General features: G+C 70.6%; 18 protein-coding genes. 12 read left to right on the forward strand and 6 right to left on the reverse strand.

All coding sequences use genetic code 11. The features are described from left to right. Positions 1-19 precede the first annotated feature (19 nt). The 6 genes from LBW94_RS07405 to LBW94_RS07430 are packed head-to-tail and all read left to right on the forward strand — an operon-like array spanning position 20 to position 5,902. Positions 20-1,555, forward strand: coding sequence for a PPE domain-containing protein (locus LBW94_RS07405; protein ID WP_225057456.1), 1,536 nt, complete (start codon positions 20-22; stop codon positions 1,553-1,555). Further along, positions 1,552-1,890, forward strand: coding sequence for a hypothetical protein (locus LBW94_RS07410; RefSeq protein ID WP_225057457.1), 339 nt, complete (start codon positions 1,552-1,554; stop codon positions 1,888-1,890). The genes LBW94_RS07405 and LBW94_RS07410 overlap by 4 nt, the downstream gene beginning before the upstream one ends. Then, positions 1,887-2,564 carry a hypothetical protein gene (locus tag LBW94_RS07415; RefSeq protein WP_225057458.1) on the forward strand — a complete coding sequence of 226 codons (678 nt, stop codon included), beginning with the start codon at positions 1,887-1,889 and terminating at the stop codon, positions 2,562-2,564. Before LBW94_RS07410 ends, LBW94_RS07415 begins: the two co-directional genes overlap by 4 nt. Positions 2,565-2,572: 8 nt before the next feature. After that, complete coding sequence (locus LBW94_RS07420; protein WP_225057459.1) at positions 2,573-2,926, forward strand: hypothetical protein; 354 nt, start codon at positions 2,573-2,575, stop codon at positions 2,924-2,926. A 35-nt stretch (positions 2,927-2,961) separates the two neighbouring features. Beyond that, on the forward strand, positions 2,962-3,279 hold the full coding sequence (locus LBW94_RS07425; RefSeq protein WP_225057460.1) for a hypothetical protein: 318 nt from the start codon (positions 2,962-2,964) through the stop codon (positions 3,277-3,279). A 7-nt stretch (positions 3,280-3,286) separates the two neighbouring features. Further along, complete coding sequence (locus LBW94_RS07430; protein ID WP_225057461.1) at positions 3,287-5,902, forward strand: hypothetical protein; 2,616 nt, start codon at positions 3,287-3,289, stop codon at positions 5,900-5,902. A 60-nt stretch (positions 5,903-5,962) separates the two neighbouring features. On the opposite strand, the gene LBW94_RS07435 is transcribed toward LBW94_RS07430, so the two are convergent. From LBW94_RS07435 to LBW94_RS07445, 3 genes are read right to left on the reverse strand one after another with little or no spacing between them, the layout of a single operon-like run. Next, positions 5,963-6,388: a YbaB/EbfC family nucleoid-associated protein gene (locus LBW94_RS07435; RefSeq protein WP_225057462.1), complete on the reverse strand. Its 426-nt coding sequence runs from the start codon at positions 6,386-6,388 to the stop codon at positions 5,963-5,965. A gap of 12 nt (positions 6,389-6,400) precedes the next feature. Beyond that, positions 6,401-7,420 (reverse strand): alpha/beta hydrolase, encoded by a 1,020-nt coding sequence (locus LBW94_RS07440; protein ID WP_323137831.1) that lies wholly within the window; start codon positions 7,418-7,420, stop codon positions 6,401-6,403. Then, positions 7,357-9,600, reverse strand: a complete 2,244-nt coding sequence (locus tag LBW94_RS07445) for a hypothetical protein (protein WP_225057464.1) — start codon at positions 9,598-9,600, stop codon at positions 7,357-7,359. Before LBW94_RS07445 ends, LBW94_RS07440 begins: the two co-directional genes overlap by 64 nt. A 218-nt stretch (positions 9,601-9,818) precedes the next feature. Here LBW94_RS07445 and LBW94_RS07450 point away from each other — a divergent pair, with 218 nt between their 5' ends. Together LBW94_RS07450 and LBW94_RS07455 are read left to right on the forward strand one after the other, a co-directional pair. Continuing rightward, complete coding sequence (locus tag LBW94_RS07450; protein WP_225057465.1) at positions 9,819-11,726, forward strand: type VII secretion target; 1,908 nt, start codon at positions 9,819-9,821, stop codon at positions 11,724-11,726. After that, complete coding sequence (locus LBW94_RS07455; RefSeq protein WP_225057466.1) at positions 11,726-13,828, forward strand: hypothetical protein; 2,103 nt, start codon at positions 11,726-11,728, stop codon at positions 13,826-13,828. The genes LBW94_RS07450 and LBW94_RS07455 overlap by 1 nt, the downstream gene beginning before the upstream one ends. A gap of 100 nt (positions 13,829-13,928) precedes the next feature. Here the strand turns inward: LBW94_RS07455 and LBW94_RS07460 are convergent, their stop codons facing one another. Continuing rightward, positions 13,929-15,008 (reverse strand): hypothetical protein, encoded by a 1,080-nt coding sequence (locus LBW94_RS07460; protein WP_225057467.1) that lies wholly within the window; start codon positions 15,006-15,008, stop codon positions 13,929-13,931. 298 nt (positions 15,009-15,306) lie between these two features. Between LBW94_RS07460 and LBW94_RS07465 the strand changes: the two genes are divergently transcribed. Together LBW94_RS07465 and LBW94_RS07470 are read left to right on the forward strand one after the other, a co-directional pair. Next, a complete protein-coding gene (locus LBW94_RS07465) occupies positions 15,307-16,224 on the forward strand; it encodes a C40 family peptidase (RefSeq protein ID WP_225057468.1) in 918 nt (305 codons plus the stop codon). 15 nt (positions 16,225-16,239) lie between these two features. Continuing rightward, the gene (locus LBW94_RS07470; RefSeq protein WP_225057469.1) at positions 16,240-18,075 is read left to right on the forward strand and encodes a hypothetical protein; all 1,836 of its coding nucleotides are present in this window, start codon (positions 16,240-16,242) and stop codon (positions 18,073-18,075) included. 74 nt (positions 18,076-18,149) lie between these two features. Here the strand turns inward: LBW94_RS07470 and LBW94_RS07475 are convergent, their stop codons facing one another. Further along, complete coding sequence (locus tag LBW94_RS07475; RefSeq protein WP_225057470.1) at positions 18,150-18,962, reverse strand: hypothetical protein; 813 nt, start codon at positions 18,960-18,962, stop codon at positions 18,150-18,152. A 120-nt stretch (positions 18,963-19,082) separates the two neighbouring features. Further along, complete coding sequence (locus LBW94_RS07480) at positions 19,083-20,780, reverse strand: aKG-HExxH-type peptide beta-hydroxylase (protein WP_225057471.1); 1,698 nt, start codon at positions 20,778-20,780, stop codon at positions 19,083-19,085. A 305-nt stretch (positions 20,781-21,085) separates the two neighbouring features. On the opposite strand from LBW94_RS07480, the gene eccA reads away from it, so the two are divergent. Together eccA and eccB are read left to right on the forward strand one after the other, a co-directional pair. After that, positions 21,086-22,849, forward strand: a complete 1,764-nt coding sequence (gene eccA / locus LBW94_RS07485; protein WP_225057472.1) for a type VII secretion AAA-ATPase EccA — start codon at positions 21,086-21,088, stop codon at positions 22,847-22,849. Between the two features lie 16 nt (positions 22,850-22,865). Continuing rightward, positions 22,866-24,422 (forward strand): type VII secretion protein EccB, encoded by a 1,557-nt coding sequence (eccB, locus tag LBW94_RS07490; RefSeq protein ID WP_225057473.1) that lies wholly within the window; start codon positions 22,866-22,868, stop codon positions 24,420-24,422. Positions 24,423-24,436 lie beyond the last annotated feature (14 nt).

Here is a 24,436-nt window from a genome sequence, read left to right on the forward strand (position 1 = left end):
ACCGGGAGAGGAGGTTGTCGTGCCGGAATTGAACGTCGATCCGCAGGAGCTGCTGGGCGTGGCGTCCGCGCTCGCGGGAACCGCCGGCACCACCGGCTTTTCGCTGCCCACCGGCTGGGTGCAGCACGCGGGGGCCGATCCGGTGTCCGCGGCCGCCGTACCGTTCCTCAACGGGCAGACCGAGTCGATCTTCAACGGAACTCTGGACACCCTCAACGGAATTCACCAGACCGCCTACAAGATCGGTACGTCGGCAAGCAATTACACCGCCACCGACTCCGAGGGCGGGCAGATCGTCGGCGGTTCCGGCGGTGACATTCTGACCAACCCGGTGTCGTCGGTGAGCCCGTTGGACTTCCGGCAGGCGCCGGTGAGCGCCACCGGCAGCGGGGCCGTCGATCCGATGACCTTCGCCCAGCAGTTGCACACCGGGCCCGGAATCGGTCCGGCCACCGGCTTCGCCAGTTCGATCCGGGACTACCTCGGCGGCGTCTACGCCACCACGGTCGGGCAACTCGGCGATGCGGCGAACATCCTGGAGAACTGGACCACCGGCGCGTCGGCCGCCGCCACCGAGGTGGCGCAGCATCTGAACACGCTGGGCCAGTACGGTTCCCACCTGTCCGGGCTGGCCGACAACATCGACGCCTACACCGACGCCTTCAGCACGGTGAAGAGCAGGCACCCCACGCCGCAGGAGATCCAGGCCGCCCGCCAGGAGCTGCTGGCCGCGATGAAGGGCAAGGACAAGGTCCGGCTGGCGAAGGCGCTCGCGCACTACCAGGAGGTGATGGCGCAGTCGCAGCAGGCGTTCACCGACTACACCTCCACCGTGGGTTCGAAACTGGGCTCCGGCTCCGGGACCGGGACCGGTAAGGGCTCTACCGGGACCTCCGGGACCACGACGGGCACCACCGGAACCGGTAGTGGCAGCGGCAGTTCCAGCAGCTCCAGCGACATCAGCAGCCTGATGCAGATGTTGCAGAGTCTGATGAGCTCGATGGGCCAGGGCGCCAGCGGTTTGCAGGGGCTGGCCGGGCAGAAGGACCAGAATGCCGACGCCCTGGGCGATTCCGGCCTCGGCAGCGACTACGGTTCCCCGATCATCCCGAGCTCGCTGGACGGCGGCGGGGGTGGCGGGGGTGGCGGTTCCGACTTCGGTGGCGGCGGCAGCGCCGATTCCGTGAGCGTCGGCACCATGCCGATGGTGGCGACCACCGCCGGCCTCAATGCTCAGGTGGCGTCCACCGCGGCCAGGACGGCGGTGCCCGACGCGGCCGTGGCGACCACCGCCGCGCGATCCGCCACCGCCGCAGGCGGTTCGCCGTACATGCCGTACATGCCGATGGGTGGTATGGGCGGTGCGGGCGGCGCCGGTGGCAGTGGCGGCGAACGCAACCGGGTGGTGGCCTGGCATCCGGATCGGCTGATGTACGTCGACGACACACCGTTCACCGAACAGGTGATCGGCGAGAAGCCGACCATCGCGCCGACCGTGACGCCGCCGACCACACCGGGCATCGGAAATCAGACCCAATCCGGAGGCAACGCATGACCGATATACATCCCGATGTGCAGGCCGCGCTGGACGCCGCCCGGGAGTTGCGGCACCGGATCGCCGATCTGCGGGAGCGCATCGACGGCATCCGCGCCCGCCGGCCTTCCCCGAGCGGCTCCGTCGTTCCGGAGGTCGACGCCATGGGCCGGTTGACCGGGCTGTACCTGGCGCCGGGCGTGGCCGCGACATTCACCGGCGCCGAACTGGTCACCGAGATCATGGCCGCGATCCGGGAGAGCACCGCCGACGCCGGACTCCAGTACCGGACCGTCATGGACAACGAGACGTGGGAGGCGCCGGAGTCGGTGGCTCCCGCGCAACAGAGCTCATGACGGCGCCGGGTGAGGTCACCGTCGCCGACACCATCCGCTGGCTGCACGACGAGGGACTGGTCCGGCTCACCGGCGTGGGTGACCGGTCCGCCGCACCCGTCGCGGCCTACACCGTCTCGGTCGCGACCGGCGTGGTCACGGCCTACCCCTCCGGCGGGATCGGCGCCGAGACACAGACTTTCGCCGCCGACGATCTGCCGTATCCCACCGGCACGCCCCGGCGGCTGGTGGTCGTCGGCGTCACCGCACAGGAGGCCGTGCTGGTCGTCGACCTGGCGGTGGCGTATGCGCTGGGGGTCAACGCCTCTCGCCCGGAACCGATCGCGCGGGCCTGGCTCATGCAGTTGCTGCTGAATCCCGAGATCACGATCTCCACCAACAGCGGGGGACTGGCGGTGTCGGCCGGAAACCGGTGCCGGCAGACCTTCATCCCCGGTGGCGGCGCGATGCTGTTCACGGTGGACGATCGCAAGCCGCCGGCGTCGACGGTCACGCTCAACCCGGTCACCGAGGGCGCCGATCATCTCGATGTGGACAGCGACGGCAGTGGTGAGTTGTATCTCGGCAGCCGGTTCTGGCAGTTGCGGCTGGTGCTGACCATGGACGACGGCGGCTGGGCGTTGCTGACCGAGCAGCTGGAATCGGCCGCGGCGGAGCCCGGCGTGAGCAGGTAGGAGTTCAGGTGACGGATGTGCACGATTTCGACGACTTCGAGGACCGGTCCGCCGAACCGGACTGGCGGCACATGATCTACGAGGTCTTCAATCCGGAGAACAGCGTCGGGGTGGCGTGCAACCGCGACGGGGAGATCGTGGGCATGCACATCACCGATGACGCCTGCGAGAACGGTGAGACCTGGCTGTCCACCGAGATCGTCCGGATCGCCCGGCTGGCGCATCTGAAGTCGCGGGTCGGTCTGCGGGCCGAGATGGAGTACAACGGCACCCGCCCCTACACCATCGACTCGTTCGATCTGCCCACCGAGGCCGCCTACCGGGCCATGGAGATGGCCGAATTCGGTTCCGCCGGATCCTGATAGATCCACACCCCTCCACAGACGGGACAGCAAGCATGGTCGACAAGCTCGATATCGACGAGGCGACCGAGGTGGTCGGAGCGGCAGGGAAATTCGGCGTCGCCGCGACGACGTTCACCGGATCGGTCACCGGCACCGTGGACGACTTCACGGTGCCGGTGCGGGCGAGTTCGCCGCTGGACCGGGACCTGGTCGGCAAGCTGAACTGGATGGTGTCCGCCTTCGGTAGTTCGGTCCGGACCGACGACGGCCGCACCGGGATGATCCTCCGCGACACGGTCACCGCGGTGGACGCGCTGACCGGCACGGACATCTTCGGCGGGACCACGGTCACCGGCGCCGAGTCGGTCTGACCCGCGGATGGCTCCGCACACCAGCCCGTACTGGGACGAGATCGTCGGCGACAACTGGCCGGAGATCGGTCCCGACACGTGGAACGGGCTCGAGTCCACGGCCCGTACCGCCGCCGGCGATCTGGACCTGTCCGATGTGGATCAGGCGCGGCGGGGCTTCGGCGACCGGGTGCGGTCGAGCGCGAGCCTGGAGCCGGTGAAGGACGGAATGCGCACGCAGCAGGGCCATCTCGGCGCCTACGAGCGGGCGATGAACGCCGCCGCGGACACCTTCTCCGACATGTCTGGGCTGGTGTACCGGACCCGGCACCGCATCCTCGACGTCGTGGACGCGGCGGACTCGAACATCGGCAAGGCGGAGAATCCCGACGACGGCTCCGAACCCGACGAGCAGCAGGTCCGGTCCGCCGTCGACGGCATCAAACAGCGCGCCGCGGCCGAGGTCGACGACATCGTCACCGCGGCACGGAATTCCATCACGCCGCAGAGTATGCCGGGACTGTCGCTGATCGCCGAGTTGCTCGGGCAGCCGAGTCCCTGGACCCTGCACGGCGGCGGGGGTGCGGGTCCGCGTACTCGAGTCAACGGGCACGGCGGCCCGCGTGGGCGCGACAACCCACTGCAACAGTTGTTCCACGATCCCCGGCTCTGGCAGCCGGGCATGCTGCCGCCCGGTTCGGGCCCGTCGGCGCTGGCGAATCTGTTGCTGAACATGCTCGATCCGCAGGGCGATCCGCTGAATCGGATGGCGACGGACATGCCGGGACTCGACGGGATGCCGACGAATTCCCCGACGACCACGTACGACAACGGTTCCGGGTACGCCGGCAATTCCGGCTACGACACCGGTTCCCGGTACGACAACGGCTCCGGCTATGACAACGGTTCCGGATACGACAACGGATCCGGGTACAACGACTATTCGAGCGGTGTGGTGGCGCCGCTGGATTCGGGTGGCTACGTCGGCGCGGCCTCGGTGCGATCGGCGGCGAACTGGTCCGGCGACGGCGCGGACTCCGGTGACTATGCCGAGTCCCCCGGACCGTCCGGTGACATCTCCGAGCAGCCCGCGGAAACCGGTGCCGGACAATACGACCCGGGATCGTTCCAGCGGAGCGAGCCGGGTGGGCAGGTCGGCGCGGAGCCCGGTGGCGGATATCAGGCCGGCGGCGTGGAGCCACCCGCCGGGCACGCCGGCCCCGGGGCCGAACTCGGTGCCCCCGAAGGGTTTCCGGTCGAGAGCGAGCTGTCACCACTGGATCTCGCCGCGGGCATCGCGGCGGGTATGGCGGCACCGCTGAATCATCCGGCGGTGTTCGCCCCGCCGGGCGATCTCCCGGCCGCGGCCACCGCGGTGAATCCGGGCGTTGCCGCTGCGGCGGCGGCCGCCGGAACCTCCGCGGCGGCAACGCATCCGGGTGCGGACGCCCGGGCCACACACGGCACCGCCGCGCCCCGCGTCACGGCGCCCGGCGCGGCCGGATCGCCCGGACATCCCGGCCAGGTCCCCGTGGTCCCCGGGAAATCGGCGCCATCACCGAAGGACACCCACGGCCACGGCTCCGACGACGAGGACGGCTCCGACGCGGTCCGGGAGGCCGTCGGCGCCGCGATGATCGCGGCCGCCGCCCCGGCGTTCCTGCTCGGTGAGCGGGTCAACGGGGATTTCGTGCTGGCCCGCACCCTGCTGGCGGGAATCCTTGCCGCCGTGGAGGATTCCGCGCTGGCACCGGACTGGTCGGTGGCGGTGCTGCGGCATCCGGGCGGACTGTCGGCCTTCGTCACCTCCACCGAGGGGCGGGGCTGGCTGCCGACCGGCCTGTATCTGCCGCGCGAGGTGTCCACGCCGTGGCTGTGGGAGGTGTCGGTGGGTTCCGGCTGGGAAGGGGTGGCCGATCCGGCCCGCATCCTGGCGGAGTTCACCCTCGCCTGGGGGGCTCGCTCGGGGGCCCGGCTGGCGGCGCTGACCTCCTCGCTGCCGATCGCCACCGCGCTGCGCGCCGCCTTCGGCGAGGTGCCGATGGAGGGCGAGGTGACCGCCTCCACCGAGATGAACCTGGCCGAACCCGGTCCCGGCCTGGTGGACCGGCTGGGCCTGGCCGCCGCGCAACCGCTGCTGGACCGGGTCGAGCAGCTGCCCGCCGAGGCGATCGCGCGCCGCTGCCGGGAATTCGCGCGCGACGGGCACAGCCGGGTGGCGCGGACCGGTCAGGTGCCGGTGGCCGCGCTCGGCGTGCCGGAGCTGCGCGGCCGGATCCTGGAGGTGTTGCGCCGGGGCCGGCAGGTCGCCGCCGAGCAGTGGGACGAACTCCGCGACGCAGACGCCCTGCTGGCCGCCACGGCGCTCACCCATCGCCTGGAGGTCTCCCGAATTCCCCTGGGAGAGTTGCGCTCCGAGCAAGGCAGCCGGGACGTCGCGGAGCTCGCGGCCCTGCGCGCGCTGACCTTCCAGCGCCGGTGCAACGAGCTGGTGCTGTTCCTGGCCGAGAACCCGAGCCGTCAGGTACTGCGCGACGTGGTCTACGCCCACGGGCAACTGACCGAACATCCGTCGTTGTCCGGAACCACTACGCCGGCAACGGATCCCGCCACACAGCGCGCCTCGATCAGCACCGGGCGGTAGCGGAGTTCGCCGCGCGGGCGGCCATGGCGCCGCGGCGGCGGCAACCGAGGCGGGTCGTCGTCACTGCGGCCCGGTGCCGCGGAACCAATCTCGCACCTCACGCAGGCTCGGCGCCTCCGGGGCGAAATCCGGCAGGTCAGGCAGGGTTTCCAGGTCGGCGGTGAGCTCCGCGGTCAGGTCCTGGACGCGGGCGGCGGCCAGTCCGGCGGCCGCCCGCGCGGCCTCGGTGATGGACCGGCCCAGTTGCTCCGGAGTGGACCGCATCGCCGCCGCGGACAGCCGCACCTCGGCCACCACCCCGGACCCGTCGACCACCACCTCGGCCAGGTCGTCCTGCGAAGTGGCTTGCAGCCGAAGGTTTTCCAGCTGTGTGAACACCTCGCCGAGCTTGTCGCGCTGCCGTTCGAAATCGTCCATGACGTGGTCGATCTGATTGCGCAACCCGTTGTTGGCCGAGCGCAGTCCCTCCCGTTCCCAGCGGTCCATACGAAAACCTTTCTACCGTGCGGAGTTCGGTGGTGGTCGAGTCCCGGCGACCAGGTCGCCATCCCAGCGGCCGTGCCGCCAGTAGAACCAGTCCGGCAGGATCGGTGGCCCGGTGCGGTCGTGGATGCGTGCCAGGGTCCGCGCGTTGTCCCGATCGAGGTGCACGTTTCCGGTGCTGCGGGCGAAGTACGCCTTGCGCTCGGCATCGAAGTGCCCGACGAGCACCGTGTCCATGTCCATACCCATCATGTGCGAGGTACCCGGGAACAGGTACAGCTTCGAGGTGGGGATCAGGGCGGCGTTCATCCGGCTGTGGCTGGTCGGTGAGAAGCGGTCGTCGGTGCCGTGCACCAGATCCACCGGTACCCGGTAGCCGCCGAGGTCGACACCCCAGTTCATGGCCAACTGCACGGCGTCGTCCGTCCAGGCGTCCGGGTAGTTGCGCAGTGCGCGCTCGTAGCCGCGGACGAGCCGGTCCCGGTTCTCGCCGACCCACATATGGTCGGTGGCGGTGAACGACGGGGTGTTGTGGTTCAGCAGCCAGCGTCCGTCCAGCCGGGTCGCCGCCGCCATCCGCCGGATCACGGCGAGCTTCTCCTCGAGTTCCGCGGCGTGGACGGCACGGTTCTCCGCACCCATGCCCGCGGTCCAGGTCTCGGTGTCGACCAGTGACGGTGAGGTGCCGACCACGGCGGCCACCCGATCGACATGCTCGGGGTCGAGCGCGCCGACCGCGAGGGCGACCGAGCCGCCGCCGGAACGTCCCAGCACCGAGTAACGCTCGAAACCGAAGACCTCCGTGGCGATGTAGGTGATGTCGTAGGCGCAATGGGCCACCGTCCGGCCCGGCAGCGGGGTGGAGTCGCCGTAGCCCGGCCGCTCGACGACGACCGCGAAGATGCCCTCGTCGCGCAGTCGCATCGGATCGGGCATCGGTCCGTCGATGCCCACCGGCGAGCCCGGGGAGATCAGCACCGGGTGGCCGTCCGAGTCGCCGAGCACCCGCATGTGGACCGTCCGGCCGTCCGGCATCCGCACCGCGTAGACCTGTTCGAGGGGGCGTCGTCCGGGATCTCGTGGACGATGCGATGATCCAGTGCTCGCACGTGGACGCCCGGCTGGCCCGCCGCTCGCCGCCGGGCCACCGATTCGTGGACCGCTCGATACAGCTCGGGATCCACGGAATCCTCCCAGGAGTGCGGCCGGGCGGCGGGTACCGACGCCGGCAGCAATTCGAGATGGGCGGGATCGGGAAGGCCACCGCCGTGCGGGTCGCCGGGATCGATGAGCTCCGGCCGCACGTGGCCGTCGATGCCGACCCGATCGGCCCACGAGAAGAGCGCCGACATGGATGCGAGCTCGGTGATCTCGCCGGCGTTCGCCACCGCCGCGCGCACGAGTTCGGTCGCGGTCTCGATCTCCCGGCGTGCCAGTGTCAACTGTGTTTCGGCATCGAAAACCTCGTTTCCGCCGAGGATGGCGCGATCGTACAGATATGAGCCGAGGTCGTTGCGAGCGTTGTCGAGCGCTTCCCGGAAGGCGCGATCCGGCTGGAACACCGACTCCCGGGCGCGGCGCGCATCAGCGGATGCGGCCACCGGCAGCTGGAGGTCGTCCACGATGCGCCCGGTCGCATGCAGCCGGTCCAACTCGGCGATGATCTGCTTGGTGGCGGTGTCGAACCGGTCCGAGTTGAACATTCGGTCACCGGCGCTCGCCCGTTGCGCTCCCTCCACGGACCAGGTCAGATGCCGCTGCCTGAGCTCGTCGATTCGCGCCCGCACCGCCTCGGCGCTGTCGCGGGCGGCGCCGGGTGGGACTTCCACTGTCGCCGAACGAGTTTCGGTCGGGCCGACATCGTCGTGGGACGGTGTCCGGGCGGCGGCATCGTGACCGTCCGGTAGTCCGGCCGCCTCCGCCTCCCGGCCGTGGTTCTCCCCGGAGCCCGGCGCGGGTTCGCCGCTGCCGGGTGGCCGGTGGGCCTGTGCCTCCGGCCCCAGTTCCGGGTCGTAGGCGTACACGGTGCCCGGGTCGCGGCCGCCGCGCCGGATGCGCGCCGCCCCCGGCCCCTCGGTGAATGCGCCGGGGTGTGCGTCCGGTCGAGCCGATGTGCCTGCGGCACTGTGAGAATCGACCGGTCCGCCGCGAACGACCCGCCGTCCCGGCGTGTCCGGTTCCGTGCCGGGGTTGCCGACCGGGTCCGCTCGGCCGTCTACCGCCGGCATCGTGCCGAGGCGCTCCGGCAGCTCCGGCGCCGTGCCACCGGCGGGATCCCGCAGTGCCGCGAATCCGTTGTGCACCGCGTGGACAGTGCCGCCGAGCGCGCCGCCGACGATGCCGGCGATCAGACCGCCCCGCGCTTGCGCGTCCCACGGCAGGGACCAGGTTCCGGTGTACCCGTAATCGGTCAGCGCACCGGCCGCGCTCCCGGCGGCCGCACCGCCCAGACCGCCGACGCCGCCGAGCAGCAGTGGCGCGAGCAATGCCGCCCGGGGACCGAAACGTGTTGTGGTGAAACGGGACAGCGCGGGCGCGGCCCGATGCGCCAGGAAGGAGCCACCGATTCCGCCCGCGACGCCGCTCACCGCGGCGGTGATCACGGCCCGCGCGTCCAGGCCGTGCCGATGCCCCGCGGCCGTTTGTCTCAGCTCCGCGCCGACCGTGACCAGTGTGTTGATGCCACCGCCGAGTAGTCCCGCATGGAGCAGCATGCCCGCGCGGGAGGTCCGATAGGTCAGTCCCGTGCCGGCGAGCCGATCCAGCAGCCGGAACAGGCTCTGCCGCCAGCCGGCTCGGGCGGCGGCCCGGTCCGCCGCCTCCTTCACCGCGCCGGCTTGTAGCAGCGCCGCGTCGGCGGCCAGTTGGGCGACGGTGACGACGGCCATGCCGTCCCAGGTGAACTGGCCCGCCTCGACGGTGTTGGCCCCCTCGTAGTTCTGCGCGGCGAGACTGTCGCTGAACGCACCCTGCTGTCCCGCGGTGGCCGAGGTGCGGTGCAGGGTGTCGCTGATGGCGCTCACCGTGGCACCGGATCCCGAGGCCGGCAGCCGGTCCGCGAGCGCGGCGATCTCGGCGGCCAGCCCTTTCAGCCGGTCACCGGCTTCCGACCAGGCGTCGCCGACCCGGCGCCACTCGCCGATGTGGGCCTGTGGGCGCGGGCCCAGCACCGCTTCGGCGAGTTGCAGGGGAATACCGGACAGTGGGCTCGTCATTGCCTGTGGATTCGTGGTCCGGGCGCGGGACCGGGATCACCGGGAGCGGTCCGTCGCGCCGATCGATGTGCGCTGAGTTCGCCAATCCTATGGGCGGGCTGCGGAATTCGGCCTCCCAGCGCTGGCGGGCGGGCCCGCGGCGGTCCTCGGTCCGGTCCCCATGGGTGGGAAGGCTCGACAATGAGCGAGTCGGGGTGGCCGAAGGGAGTTGATCGCACATGCCTGACAGCTTGGATATCGACCCTGAGGTACTGCGGCAACTGGCGAGCCAGCACGACCGGGTCGCGGCTGACACGCGGACCTGGGCCCAGCCGCCCCAGGCATGGCTCGACGGCTTCCACGACAGTTACGGAGCGATTGCGGACCCGGTCCGGCAGGCGCTGGTGAACTACTACGGTGCCCGGCAGCGCGCGGGGGAGGCGCTCGCCAAGGAGCACGACAACACCGCGCAGGCCCTGCGCGACGCCGCGCGCGCCTACGAACTGGCCGACCAGCACGGCGCCCAGACGATCAACAACAACGGCAATCAGTTCGGCGGCAGCCATGCGCCGCCGGGCGCCCCCGGCACCACGGGCAGCCCGACGCACCCGGGTCCCGGCGACACCGGTACCAACCCGAACGGTGGTCCCGGCACCACCGGCTCCCCGCAGGCGCCCGGTGGCGCCGCGCCCGGCGGGCCCGGTGGCAGCGCCCCCGGTCAGGGCGGCGGCGACAACTCGCCGACCGGTCCCGGCAACGGCAGCGACGGAATGCCCAGCCTGCCGGGCCGGGGTGCGGACGCGCCGTACTCCAACGACCGGCCGCCGACCACGTCGCTGGACAACCTGGGCGCCGGTGGTCCCGGTGGTCCCGGTGCCGGCGTCATGGCCGGCGGTGGCGACGACGGCCGCGGCGGCCCCTCCGGCCCGCCGTCGGGTGCGACGGCCGGTGGGTCCACCCAGGACGCCATCGATACCTTCGGCGCCCCGGTCCCGATGATGAGCCCGTTCGCGGCCGCGGTCGCCGCGGCCGCGGACCGGGAGCGCGGACCGGACTTCGTGGTCAACGCCGATTCGAGCGACGATCTGGTGCTGGCCCGCACCCTGCTGGGCGCGGTGCTCGCCGCGGTCGATTCGCCGGTCGGCATGACCTGGGCGGTGTCGGTGATGCGCGGACCGGCCGGGGCCGGGGTGTTCATCACCTCCAACGAGGGCCGGGGCTGGATGCCGGCCGGACTGTTCCTGCCGCGCGAGGTGTCCAGCCCGTGGATGTGGGACGAACTGCTCGCCGCGGACGGCGGCTCGCCGTGGGAGGGCGTCGCCGACCCGGCCCGCGTGCTGGCCGAATTCGGACTGGTGTGGGGACCGAAGGCCGGGGCGAAACTCTCGGCCCTGGTGTCCTCCGGCCCGATCGACTCCAGCCTGCGGCTGAGCCTGAACGAGGTGCCGATGCAGGGCATGGTCGGCCCGATCTACGACGTCGACCTGCGCCACCCCACCCCCGACACCAACGATCGGCTCGGCCTGTTCGGCTCGGTCGGAGCGCTGGAACAGGTTGCGGCGGTGCCGGATTCGGCCGTGTACGGCCGATGCCTGACGCTGGCCGGCGAGGCCCACGCCCAGGTGGGCCGGGCCACCACCACCCCCGCGGAAGCCGTGGAGGCCCGCGCGGTGCGCGGCCGCATCCTGGCGATGGTGCAGGCCGGGCAGCCCGTGCAGCGAATGCTCTGGGATCAGTTGCGCGATGCCGACGACCTGCTGGCCGCCGCCATGCTCTCCCGCCGCGTCGACGTGGGCCGGGTGGATCTGGGCGGCCTGCGCGTCAGCGACGAGGGAGCCGCGTTGCGCGCCATGGTCTTCGAGCGCCGCTGCAACGAGTTGGCGTTGCTGCTGGCCGGTGGTGGCGAGTCCCGGCAGACCCTGCGTGACGCGGTGTACGTGTACGACCAGATCACCGCGCATCCGCAGTTCGTGGCCCCGCCGGCCGCGGTCACCGTGACCGAGGAGCACGTCGCCGTCCAGACCGTGTCGGGTGCGGTCGCCGCACCGGTCACCGCCGGACCGCCGGGCGGCGCTGTACCGCCGGTGTTCGGGGTGAGTGCGCCGCGTACCGACGCACCGCCGGTGGCCGGTCCGGACAGCTTCTGATGGGAGGCTCGGATACCGAACTGAAGCCCGGGCAGTCGATCACGAACACGGTCGACGGCACCACCTACACGCTCACCGCGGAGCCCGGTGGCAGCCTGGTGCTGTCGAGCGACAAAACCGGGGTTCTGAACACCTGGGAACCGACCTACGTCGCCAACAACATTCCCAAGAACACCGATATCGGCGGAATACAGGTTGGCCAGGACGGGAAACTGTACCTGGTAAATACCGACAACCAGGCCCTGGCGGGTTTGAGCGACGACGGTAAGACCGTCGACCCCGCAGGTTTCAAGGCGCCGGCCGGCACCGGCGACACCACGCGCTCGCTGATCTTGGATCCCAAGACCGGCAAGTTCGTCATGACCATCGACGGCGTCAAGACCGATATCTACACGACCAAGGACGTCAACTTTCCGCTGTATCACCCGCTGGGCGGGTCGGATGCGCTCTTCGCCCTGCTGGACATGGCGCAGCAGGCGATCGGTGCATTGGCGGATCCGCTGCGGGCCGGACATCCGACGGCGCCGCCCGATGTTTCCGCACTGCTGGTCTCCTCGAAACTGGAGGATTCGAAGGACCACTCGACGATGACCGACGTCTACACCGATTACCTGAACAAATTGAAGGGCGTCCAGGACAAATTCAAGGGCGAAGACGATTACATCACCGCCACGGCGGCGAGCCTCAAAGACAAACCCGCCGACGCGATGTCCGATATCACGAAATATGTCGGAACTCTCAACGATAGCCTGAAGGCGATCGAGCCCACGACTTCCCGGACCGTCACCATCGATGACAGCACCGGGTACAACGACATGGCGGAGATCCGCGCCTCGCAGGCCGCGATCCGCGCGGAGACGCCGATCTACGACCAGGTCTACGGCACGATCGGAAAGGTGCAGACGCGGGTCACCCAGCTGCACAAGGACATGGAGGACGCCGCCTCCGACATCGACAAGAATTCGCCGACCTACAAGCAGGGCTACCAGGACGGCTACAACCAGGGTTACAAGGATGGGCAGGCGGCGAACAGCGGCTCGGGTTCGGGCTCGGGCAGTGGCTCCGGTACGTCGACCGGTAGCGGGTCCGGCAACGGTGACGGGTCCGGGTCGAGTACGAATTCCGGCAGCGGCAGCGGCAGCGGCGACGGCTCGGGCAGCGGCACCGGGAGCGGGAACGGCGACGGGACCGGTACGGGCACCGGGTCCGACAGCGGGACCACCTCCGGCACCGGGTCGGGGACCGATACCGGTTCCACCGGAACGGCGGCCACGGGCGACGGCACCGCCGCCGGCTCCTCCTCGGGCTCGTCCGGCATGGACAGCAGCATGCTGATGCTGTTGATGATGCCGCTGATGATCCTGCCGTCCATCGTGCAGATGGTGTTGCAGCAGATGCAGCAGCAGGACGCGGACAAGAAGAAGCAGGACGAGGAGGACCGGCGGCGCCGGGAGATGGGCCAGGACGGCCAGGGCCAGGACGGCCAGGGTCAGATGGGACCGGACGGCGTCACGGCGGTGCCCGCCACCGATCCGGGCGCGGCCACGCCGACCCCGGTGTCGGCCGACGGGTCCGCGCCGCCGGCGGTGGCCGGCGCCCAGAATCCGGTCAACATGAAACTGCCGGACGGATCGTCGCAGCAGGTGTCGTCCGTGGTGGCCGATGCCGTGCACCACGAGTTCAACAATCCGAACGGCAGCGATGCGCGCGCCGCCTACGAGGGCACGCCGGGGCAGGCGACGCCGGGCAGTCCGTGGAACCAGATCGACAGCTCGCATCTGCACACCGGTGACGTCGTGCAGTGGGACAACCGCAGCGCGGTGGTGGTCGTCGACAACGGCTCGTTGCAGATGATCGTGAACGGGCATCTGGTGCCACTGGATCCGCAGAACCCACCGGACGGCGGCCACGGCGGCTACGGGGATTTCCGTGGTTTCTACCATCCGAGCGGAGCCGATGTGCAACCGCAGCAGACCGCGCAACCGCCGGCCGCCGCGGCGCCGGGACAGCAGCCGCAGAACGCGCAGCCGGTACCGGCCTCACCCGGTGTGCAACAGGTCACCGGGCCGCAGGGAGCCGTGATCGCGCCGAACTCCTCCTAGGGGCGGCCTCGCGCGTTGTGCTGTGTCACAGTGAATTGCGCTTCGGTACAGTGAGATTCGTGCCCGGGCCGGACGACCGGCCGAGGTGGATTCCGGACGGTCAGGTCCCGTAGACGGGGACGGCCGAATTCTCCGCGCCGTCCTCGGTGTCGGGCTGCTCCTCGGTGCCGGTGGCCGCCGGGATCGGGGTGGTCTGCGGTGTCCTGTTCGGCCCCTTGGGGGTCCGGCTGTTGGGATCCTCGGGTACCGCGGGAGCGCCGGTGGGCGGCGTGGCGCCGGTTTGCGGGGCGGTACCGGGCTGGCCCGTGTTCCCAGACGGCGCACTGATACTCGGATTCTGTGTGGTGCCGGATTGCGGTGTGGCGGCGCCGGTTTGCGGACCGTCCGCGGCGGGTGCGGCGCCGGAGTCACCGGCGGTGGCGTCGCTCGCGGGCTGGCCGGGCTGCTGCTGGCCGCCGGGACCGCCGGGCTGCTGCTGTCCGTCGCCCTGGCCCTGCTGGTCGTGCTGGCTGTCCTGCTGTCGTTTCAGGAATTCGGGAACCAGCGGCGCCAGCTCCATCAGGCCCATCGGAATCATCATCAGCAGCGGCAGCAGCGACGACAGGCCGCTGCCGGAGGAACTGCCGGTACTGGCGGAACTGGTACTGCCGGAGGATGTTCCACTGCCGCTGCCGTCACCGGAGGAACCGCTGCCGGACGAGCCGCTGTCGGCGGAACTCCCGGAGGAACCGCCACTGTCGGTACCGCTGCCGGACGAACTGCCGGAACCGGCCATCGCCGCATTCTGTTCCGCCACCGCCGTGACCTTCTTGTACACCGCGTCCACCGCGTCGCCGATCGCCTTCATCAGCGTCGTCTCCTGGGTGCTGGTCAGCTTCGCCTTGCCGACCCCGCTCAGCAGGGCGTTCAACTCGGAGACGATCGAGCCGATGGCCGACAGCGTGGTGTCCTTGCCCGCCGACATCACGATGGCGGCCTGAAGCACCGTGCCGTCGTAGCTCTGCAAGGCGGTCTGCCGGGCCTGGACCGCGGCGAGCACGGTCTTGTAGGCATTGGTGGCGGTGCCCTGCTCCAGATCGTCGTACTGGACGCTGGTCAGCAGATCATCGACGTTGGGCGGGGCGAAGGTGGTGCCGCGGCCGAGCAGATCGACCGCGGTCTGAATGGCGGATTCCGCCATGCCGATGAAGCTCGTCAGCGCTGCGGAACCGCCTGGGGGCCGGACGAGTTGGACGGTCGCATAATGTTGCCCCACGCCCGTCGCCGTGCTCGTCGTCATCCGATCTGTCACCGCCTCCCTGCCCGATCTCACTCATTGTGGAGTGTTCCCGAACCTGGGAAGCGGTCCGATTCGAAGTGTGATCGGTCCGTTCGGACGATACGCCCCCAGGATTGGGAACGATGTGACATCGGCCAGGCGTCACAATGAGATCTTCCGCAGTGATAATTCGGGGTGGGTCGCGAGAACGGGAGGATGAATGGCGCCGGCACTGGCCGATGATCTCAACGGTGTGCTGCAATCGCTGCTCGGTCTCTACGGACAGACTCAGCCCAGTTCGGTCGACGCTGTTGCCATGAATGCAATTTCCGGCGATTTGTCTGCCCATTCCGGTCACACCATCAATGGCTACACCGATGCGCGCGGCACGCAGACCACGGTCGCCGACGGGCACGGTCACAAGGATGCGGTCGTCGCCAAGGCGGTCGCCGCGGCCGCCGACACCACCGTCGCCGGGCGCAGCCAATTGGCCGATCAGATCGCCGATTTCCGCACCCGCGCGCAGGCCATCACGTCGCTCGGCGACACCCCGTTCACCGGGGCCGCACTGCTGGACGCGGCCCAGCACACCATCGGCCGGGCCGCCGATCAGGTCGGCGCGGATGTGGCCGCGGCGCGCAAACACGCAGCACAGATCATGCCGCCGGCCGCGTCGGCGCCGATGCGCGTGCACACCGTCTCCGCGACCAGGCCCCGCCGGACCCGGTCCAAACGGCGCAACCTGCCCTCGGACGCCACCGCCGGCGGCTCGGCCGTGCGCGCCGCCAACGCGGCGGTCGGCACGCCGTACGTCTGGGGTGGCGGCGGCGCCCGCGGGGCCAGCGGCGGTGGATTCGACTGCTCCGGTCTGACCCAATACGCGATCGCGCAGGCCTCCGGTGGGCACGTCGTATTACCGCGCACCACATACGAACAGATCTACAGCGGTGTGCGGGTCCCGACATCGGACGTCCGACCTGGAGATCTGGTTTTCCCGGCGAGTTCGTTCAGCGCGCGCGGGCCCGAACATGTGCAATTGGCCGCCGGGAACGGCATGGTCATCGAGGCGCCGCATTCGGGTGCGACCGTGCGGTGGTCACGGATGCCGAGCAGTGCCGTGGTCGTCCGGGTCCTCTGACGCGGGGAGCCCGCTGTGCCTATCGAAATTCCGCATGACGTGGCGCTTTTCCTCAATTACATGGGCGTCCCGTATCCGGATATCAACGAGGACGAGGTCCGTAAACTCGGCCGGGAGGTCGAGAATTTCGCCACGAACGTCTCGAATACCCACTCGGCGGCGACCGGCGCCATCAAGGACATGAACTCGGTCTATTCCGGATACTCGTACGAACAGTTGCTGGCGGCCTGGGGCCGGATGAGCGCGGGCCACATGCGCGATCTCGACATGGCCTGCAAGGTGGTCGGCCGGGCGCTGGACGTCGCGGCGGATGTCATCGCGGGGGTGAAGGTGGCGGTGCTGGCCGAACTCGGCGCCCTGGCCGCCTCGTATTTCGCCTCGTTGTCGGCCGTTTTCGTCACCGGAGGCCTGTCCGCGGCGATGACCATGCTGATCGAGGAGGCCGCCAAACGGATTCTGTCCGCGATGGAGCAGTACCTCGTGGCGTACATCCTCATGGAGGTGGTCGGCAAGGCGATCGAACCGCTCGAACACGTCGTGGACCAGATGATCAGCGGCGTACTGCATCACGCGGTCGAGGATCTGCTGGGCGTGCCGCCGCCGAGCAGTTCCTCGGTGATGCCGTTGCACATCGAACCGGACGAAGTATTGCGTTATGCCGGGCTGCTCGACAAATACGCGGACGACATGTTGAAACATGCTTCCGATTTCGCCGACAACGTCGGATCGATGGATTTCAGCACGCCCACCGCACCCGGCGCCGATCCGGCCGATACCCCGCAGTCCGACTCCGGGCGGCCGCCACCGTCGGTCTCGTCGCCGGCCGCGTCCACCTACCCGCCCGCCGCGACGAACCAACCGGCGGCGACCGCGAATCAACCGGCAGCACAGAACAACCCGGCCGACCCGCGCGCGGCGCAGCAGCACCGCTCCGCCGCGCCCGCCGATGCCGCCGCGCGCGGGCAGCAGGCCCCGCAATCGGCTCCGGGACAGACCCGAGCGGACGGGCAGTCCGCCGCCCATGCTCCGGCCGCCGCGCACGCCCCGGCGACCGGCTCGTCGCCGTCGAACACCGGATCGCCGGTCTCGGCCGGCTCCGACAATCGGCCACCGGCCGATGTCTCGACGGGCACCTCCGGGCGCCCGCCGGCCTGGAGCGTCACCCCGGACACCACCGCGAACGTTGCCACGCTCGGTGCGGAACAGGCTGTGTCACAGCAACTTCCGGATTCACCGACGACCTCGGGCGAGGTGCCCGGCAGCAGCGGACCCGTCGCGGACCCGGGCACGAGCCTGCCCGGGGCGACGCCGTCGGCCGACGGCACCGTGCCACCGCCGACGGACCTCGGCGAATCCGCCGGGGACGGACAGCCCGGCGAGAACAGCCCGTGGCGCGGTGGCCGCCCGCCCGGCGAACGCGCCACACCGTGGCGGCAGACGCGCCGCCGCCCGGCCGCCCCAGCCTCCGAGTCGCCCGGTCCCGATACCGTGCCGACCGTCGCACCGGACCGCGACCGGGTCACCGCGGACCGGCGGCGATCCGGCACGCCGTGGTCGAAACCCCGGCGCACCGAGCAGGTTCCGGACGGGGACGGCCGCGAACAGGTCTTCGCGCCGACCTCGGCCGACAGCGCACCACGGGTGGGGACAGAGCCGGGCCACACCACGGAGGGCGAGGTCCCGCCGCAGCAGGCCCGTGACGTCGGCGAGCGGTCGGGTCGTGCCGTCGGCGACGAGGTCGCGTCTGCGGAGCGACCGGAAGTCGCGCCGCCGGATTCGGATCGGCTCGTGCCGCCGCAACCTCCGGATTCGCCCGATCACCCCGCAGTGTCGGCACCCGACATCCGTTGAGCGGCAGCGCCTGCCGGTGATCGGGGGGCCGCGGTGGCTCGATCGCGGCGGTGGTCCCCGGTGCGGCTCCCGGCTCAGCGGGTGATCGTCAGCGCGGTGCGGTTGAGTACGACCCAGCGGCCGTTGGCGAAGTAGGCGTCGTAACCCCGCAGCGCCGCGAAGCGGCCGAGATTCGCGTACACGTCGCGCTGCGCGTACAACTCCCGCTTCCTGGCGGCCCAGACCTTCGGGGAACTCTGGTCGCCGAGGAGGCGGATCGCGCCGAGCAGCGCCGCGCGGCGGTCGGACGAGTCGACGGCGAGATCGGTGACGTCGACCGTGCGGGCGCCGGGTTTCAGCTTGATCCGGAGCGTCACGGCGCCCGGGCCGGCGGGCCGGTCGGCGGCCGTGCCCCAGCCGAGGTGGATTCCGCTGCCGTCGAGCGGGTCGTAGGTCGCGGGGTAGGTGCCCGAGATCACTTGCTCGGCATGTGATTCGCCGGTCACCAGGTGCAGTTCGGTGCCCTCGGCGGCGTCGAACTGTTCGCGGGTGACGAGGCTGGGCAGGCCGTCGAAACCCTGTCGCCGCGCGATCTCGGTGAGCGCCGGATCCGTGGCGGCGCCGGCACCGAGCCGGTCCTCGACCGACATCCGGTCCGCCAGCCGCCGGAGATCGTCCGGGGTCGCGGTGCGGATCAGGTCCTGCCCGCGAACCGGGGCCAGCATCTGCCGTTCGAGGTCGTCGAACGCTGTGGTCCGGTCCGCGGCCGATGCCGTCCCGGCGACGGTTCCGATGCCCTGCCCGATCTCGTCGGTGGCACGGGCGGCCGCGCCGCCCGCCTCGGGCAGCGTCCGGGTCAGGCGTTGCAGGACCGAACGCATCAGCTCGGTCAGCCGGTTGCCCATCATCGCCGCGGATGATCGATGATCGAGGTGAACGGTTGCCGCACCGGCCTTCCCAGCCGAGGGGGCCGAGATCGGTTCCGGCGCGATCGGTCCGGTGCGGCCGCCGCGCTCACCCGCACGCTGTCATCGCCGGCGCACCGCCCGGCGGCCCGCGGCGATCCAGCGGGCCAGTCGCAGCGGGGCCGAGCGGTCCTCGGGCGGCAGCGACGCCGCCACCCGCCGATAGATCTCGGCGACCAGGTCGGCGGCGCCGACGAGGGCGGCCCGCGCGGGTGCGTCGGCCGGTAGTGACAGGGCCAGTCCGGCCCAGGCGTCGATATCGTCGGGATCGCGCCGCAGCCGCGCGCAGTAGGCGTCCACGGCCGGGCGGTAGTCGCCGCGCGCGTACAGCAGGTCGGCCCGGGGTACCGCCTCCGGCGGTGGCGTATCCGCCGGTGGGCCGGAGTTGTCACGCGTGCCTCCGCTGAGCTCCCGATAGGTGAGGCGAGTGCGAATCCTGCTGCCGAGCACGGGTTGTGGGAGCCGGATCCGGATGGTGTCGAGTTCCGGCAGGACCGGAGGCCGGCGCTCCAGCCAGGCCGTCGCCAGCCGGCCGGCGGCGGCCGCGTCGATCGAGAAGTTCCGCAGTCGCCAGGAGATGGCGTCGTCGAGGGCGAAGCGAGCGGCGGCAGCCGACGCCTCGGGATGTACCTCGGCTTCGCAGAGCCGGTCCAGTTCGGCGGCCAGCAGTGCCACGAAGGTTCCCCCGGCGGGGGTGAGCCCGGGTGCGCCGAGAATGCCGAGGCAGGCCCGCCGGGCATCGGCCCGGCGGCGGGCGAACCGCACGTCGGCGTGCAGCGCGTTCTCGCGGTTTCCCGCCCTGCGTCGTTCCCAGAACCGGGCGACGCCGAGCTGTGCGTACACCCCGGGCAGCAGCGCGTGCAGCGGTCGGGGATCGGCCCGCCACGGGGCATAGGCCACGTCCCCGTACCCGGTGCGGTACATCGGGACCAGGTCCGCGGCGGCGGCGAACTCGCCGTGCCGGAACTCGGCGATCAGCGTGGCCGCCACCGCCTCGGCGATCGGGGTGTACGGCAGGCGGATCGCGCCGAACGTGCCGTCGGTGCCGCGCTCGGCCCGGCGCGCTGCCGCCGGGACCGGCACCACCACCCGCAGGCCCGCGGCGATCGCGCGCGCCTGTTCGGGTAGTTCCCGCTCCAGCAGTCGCCAGCCCTCGACGAGCGCCCGGCGCCGGTCCGCCACCGGAATATCGATGAAATCCCCCGGAGCACCGGGGGATTCGCACGAGCCGGGGGCGAGAATCACGTCCAGGGTCGCGATGCGGCCGGTGGTGATGCGCGGTAACGGCTCCCAGTGCGGCCCCGCCGTGCCCGGATCCGCGGCGATACCGATCGTCTCGCCGCCCACGGTGATCGTCAGCCGCCGTCCGGTGACCTCGAGGGCGACCGGTTCGGGCCGGGAATGATTGCCGGACAGTGGAATTCGAACGATGCCGAGTCCGGGAAGCAGGACGGCGTGATCGTGCGGGCAGACGGTGACCACCGCCCGGACGCCCGCGTGGATCGCCGCCGCCGCGACCACCGCACCGGGATCACGCCGGGCGGCGTCGACGACGCCGGGATCGAGCAGCAACCGGCGCAGTGCGTCGGGTGCGGCGGCCCAGGCCCGGCCCAGTGCCTCGGCCTGTGCCGCTGAATGCCGCCGCACCAGCGCGGTTACCCGGTCCAGCCGTCTGCGCGCCTGATCCTCGGCGAGGAGTTCGGCCAGCGCTGCATCACCCGGCGCGGTCGCGAGCCGGGCGACGAGGTCGTCGATGTCCATGGCTGAGGCCCCGAGCGGTCGGACAGTGGTATCGGCCATGGCGGAACTCGCATTCGGGCAGTGGCGGGCGGCGATGGTGGCGGACCCGGCAGCGGATCGGTTCGGCGGACCGGTCCGCTCATCGTATCGACAAATAATGAGCCGTCATATAACGGCTCATGGTGTGTCGTGCCGATGTGGAGTAAATGGCGGGAAATGCCCGCCCCGGTTCCGAACGGAACTTCCCAGCCGGGGGAACAGCCGACAACGATCACCGGGTGAAAGTGTCTATCGTTCGAGCAGGCGCGAGGTGGAAGGAATCCGAGTTGTCAGCGGCCGAGGACGCGTTCTATACGGGTGTGCAGTGTCTCGGGTTGGTGGCCGGCGGCGTGCGGAATGAACAGCATGCGCTGGCCGCGTTCCGGGCGGCGACGAATCTCGATCCCGACATGTGTGATGCGTGGCTGGGCCGCGCCATGGCCGGTGAGGTGAACTCCGAAGTCATCTACGGCGCTTACCGATCCGTGCACAATCTCTACCGCGATCAGCAGCGGGCCGGTCTGGTGGACCGGACGCTGTGGTGCCAGGTGGAGATCGGTATCTACGGGCTGCGGGTGGCGATGGCCGACCGCGATCAGATCGCCATCGCCCAGGCCTGCCAGTACGCCGAGGGCGGCGAATGGGAAGAGGCCGTGGCGATCCTGGATCAGGTGCCGCGCGACGATATCTCCGATTTCGTGCGAATGACCCTCTACTACCGCACCAAGCGCTGGAACGACGTGCTGGAGGCCCGCCTCGCCAAGCCGATGATCGAGGACGGCCTGCTCGACATCGCCGCCGAACTGATGGCCGCGGGCTCGCTGGCGCATCTGGGCCGCTTCGGCGAGGCGCTGCCGCGTGCCCAGCGGATCGTGGAGGACAGCGCCTCCGGCAATCTGTCCTACATCTGGGCCGATGCGCACTTCCTGCTCGGAATGGTGTTGCGGCACAACGGCGATCACGAGGCCGCCGAGCGAATTCTGAAGGGGTTGCAGGGTTCCGCGCTGTGGCCGCAGCGTGAGGAGTGGCAGAAGGCGGTCAAGGACAAGACCTACAAGCTCGAGGTCGCCACCGCCGAGGTCATCGCCACCCGGACCAATCGCTGGGATCCGCGCTCCGGCGACGATCCGAGCGAGGTGGCCGCCACCGCCGCTCGCACCGAGCGAGAGGCGCTGCTGGCCGAGGCGTCGGAGATCCTGCAATCGCAGATCGGCATGGCCTCGGTCAAGGAGCAGGTGGACCGGCTGAAGTCAGGGGTGCTGATGGATCAGGTGCGCGCCAAGCGCGGGCTGGCGGTGGATTCCCGCTCGCACCACCTGATCTTCTCCGGGCCGCCCGGTACCGGCAAGACCACCATCGCCCGGGTGATCGCGAAGATCTTCGCCGGCCTGGGCGTCGTGGAGAACGCCGAGGTGGTCGAGGCGTCCCGCAACGACATGGTCGGCACCCATCTCGGCCACACCGCGCCGAAGACCAACGCGCTCATCGACTCCGCGCTCGGCGGCGTGCTGTTCATCGACGAGGCGTACACCCTGGTGCAGGAGGGCCTGTCCGGCGGTGACGCCTTCGGCAAGGAGGCCGTCGACACCCTGCTGGCCCGGATGGAGAACGACCGCGACAAGCTGGTGGTGATCATCGCGGGGTACGAGGATCAGATCGACCGCTTCCTGGCCTCCAACGACGGTCTCGCCTCCCGCTTCACCAAGCGGGTGCGGTTCTCCAGCTACGATCCCGAGGAGCTGGTGCGGATCGCGGAATTCATTGCGAAGAAGAAGGATTCGATCTTCTCCTTCGATTGCCGCGAGGTACTGCACGCGCACTGCGAACGGCTGTGCAGCCAGATGCGCAACGGCCGCAAGCTGATCGACCTGGTCGGCAACGGCCGCTTCGTGCGCAACGTCGTAGAATCGGCGGAGTCGGAACGGGATTACCGTTTCACGCGGGACAACGTCGATGTGCTGTCGCTGACCGACGAGGAGCTGATGACCATCTCCGAGTCCGACATCACCGCGGCACTGGACAGCCTCAGCCGCAGCGCCGGCGTGGCCTGACCGACGAGGATTCGCCGTGGCACGTTTCCGGGTGGTGACCAGGCACCAGATCTCGGGCTGGCGATTCCTGTTGCGCCGCATCGAACATGCCCTGGTCCGCCGGGACGCGTCGATGATCGACGACCCGCAGCGCGGGCGTTCCACGGCCTTGTCGGTGGGTATCGCCCTGGCCTGTGTGGTGCTGGCGGGCTCGGCCGCGCTGGCGTTCTTCAAACCCGCCAAACTGGTCGGCAACGCGAAGATCGTGTCCGAGAAGGACACCGGCGCCCTCTACGTGCACCTGGGCACCCGGCTGTACCCGGCGCTGAATCTGACCTCCGCACGGCTGATCGTCGGCAGTGCGGACACCCCGGTGCCGGTGTCGCGCGCCGAGCTGTCCAAATATCCGCGCGGCCCGATGGTCGGCATTCCCGGCGCCCCGAACAGCATCACCGACAGCGGCGCTCGCGATTCCACCTGGACCGTGTGCGACACCTCCCAGACCGGCGCCGCGGCGCCGGTCGATCAGCAGACCGGACTGCCCACCATGGCCCGGGCGGCCATGCGCACCACGGTGATCGGCGGCGCGCTGTCCGTCGACGGCGGGGATCTCATCCGTCCGCTCGCCGACGGCGAGGCCCGGATGGTGCGCGACGACACCACCACCTGGCTGATCTACAACGACCCGGAGAAGGGTGTGGTCCGCGCCGCGGTCAGCACCAGCGACACCGCCGTGATGCTGGCCCTGGGCATCGACTCGACCATGCAGGTGCCGGCCGCCTCCAAGGGCCTGATCGGCGCGATTCCGGAGGTGCCGCCGATCCGGGTGCCGGAGATCCCCGGCGCCGGCAGCACGGTCACGCTGACCTCGGGCCTGACCGTCACCGTGGGCGCGGTGCTCACCGGCAACACCCCGGACCGGGGCGCGTCGTACTACGTGGTCGCGCAGTCCGGGGTGGTGCAGATCGGGCCGGTGCTGGCCGCGATGATCCGCAACGCCAACGCCCGCGGCACGGTGTCGAGCCAGTCGGTGGGCCCGGACGTGATCGTGGCCAACCTGCGGCCCGGCGGCTGGCCGGGGACGGAGTCCTATCCCACCCACGCGCTGCGGGTCGTCGACCCCGCGCGTTTCCTGGTGACCTGTTACGAGTGGTCGCGCGCGCCCAGCGCGCAGAACGCGTCCACCACTGTGCTGGTCGGCCGGCAGCTGCCACTGCCGGCGGACCAGCAGAACCGCACCGTGGACCTGGTCACCGCGCCGCTGTCGCACGGCGCCACCGCCGACGCGGCCTATCTCGCCAACGGCGCCGGCCGATTCGTCCAGGCCACCGGCGCCGACCCTTCCTCGGCGCGGCGCGAGTCGATGTTCTGGATCTCCGACACCGGGGTCCGGTACGGCGTCGAGGTCCAGGTGGGGCAGAACACCCAGGACCCGACCATGGCCGCGCTGGCGCTGCGGGCCCCGGTGCCCGCGCCGTGGAGCATCGTGTCGCTGTTCGCCGTCGGGCCGACGCTGTCGCAGCGCGACGCGCGGATCGCCCACGACGGCATCGCGCCCGACCGCACCGTGGCCGGTTTCGGTGGCAATTCATGAGATCCGCATGAGAG

The sequence above is a fragment of the Nocardia sp. alder85J genome (assembly GCF_020176955.2).
GTDB lineage: Bacteria > Actinomycetota > Actinomycetes > Mycobacteriales > Mycobacteriaceae > Nocardia.

What these genes read in the sequence shown, in the direction of transcription:
- LBW94_RS07440 (WP_323137831.1), bottom strand. Translation starts at nt 7,420, where the DNA reads ATGCCGGACGGCCGGACGGTCCACATGCGGGTGCTCGGCGACTCGGAC.
- LBW94_RS07460 (WP_225057467.1), bottom strand. Translation starts at nt 15,008, where the DNA reads ATGGCGGAATCCGCCATTCAGACCGCGGTCGATCTGCTCGGCCGCGGC.
- LBW94_RS07455 (WP_225057466.1), top strand. Translation starts at nt 11,726, where the DNA reads ATGGGAGGCTCGGATACCGAACTGAAGCCCGGGCAGTCGATCACGAAC.
- LBW94_RS07425 (WP_225057460.1), top strand. Translation starts at nt 2,962, where the DNA reads ATGGTCGACAAGCTCGATATCGACGAGGCGACCGAGGTGGTCGGAGCG.
- LBW94_RS07480 (WP_225057471.1), bottom strand. Translation starts at nt 20,780, where the DNA reads ATGGACATCGACGACCTCGTCGCCCGGCTCGCGACCGCGCCGGGTGAT.
- LBW94_RS07465 (WP_225057468.1), top strand. Translation starts at nt 15,307, where the DNA reads ATGGCGCCGGCACTGGCCGATGATCTCAACGGTGTGCTGCAATCGCTG.
- LBW94_RS07445 (WP_225057464.1), bottom strand. Translation starts at nt 9,600, where the DNA reads ATGACGAGCCCACTGTCCGGTATTCCCCTGCAACTCGCCGAAGCGGTG.
- LBW94_RS07450 (WP_225057465.1), top strand. Translation starts at nt 9,819, where the DNA reads ATGCCTGACAGCTTGGATATCGACCCTGAGGTACTGCGGCAACTGGCG.
- LBW94_RS07430 (WP_225057461.1), top strand. Translation starts at nt 3,287, where the DNA reads ATGGCTCCGCACACCAGCCCGTACTGGGACGAGATCGTCGGCGACAAC.
- LBW94_RS07435 (WP_225057462.1), bottom strand. Translation starts at nt 6,388, where the DNA reads ATGGACCGCTGGGAACGGGAGGGACTGCGCTCGGCCAACAACGGGTTG.
- LBW94_RS07410 (WP_225057457.1), top strand. Translation starts at nt 1,552, where the DNA reads ATGACCGATATACATCCCGATGTGCAGGCCGCGCTGGACGCCGCCCGG.
- LBW94_RS07415 (WP_225057458.1), top strand. Translation starts at nt 1,887, where the DNA reads ATGACGGCGCCGGGTGAGGTCACCGTCGCCGACACCATCCGCTGGCTG.
- LBW94_RS07475 (WP_225057470.1), bottom strand. Translation starts at nt 18,962, where the DNA reads ATGATGGGCAACCGGCTGACCGAGCTGATGCGTTCGGTCCTGCAACGC.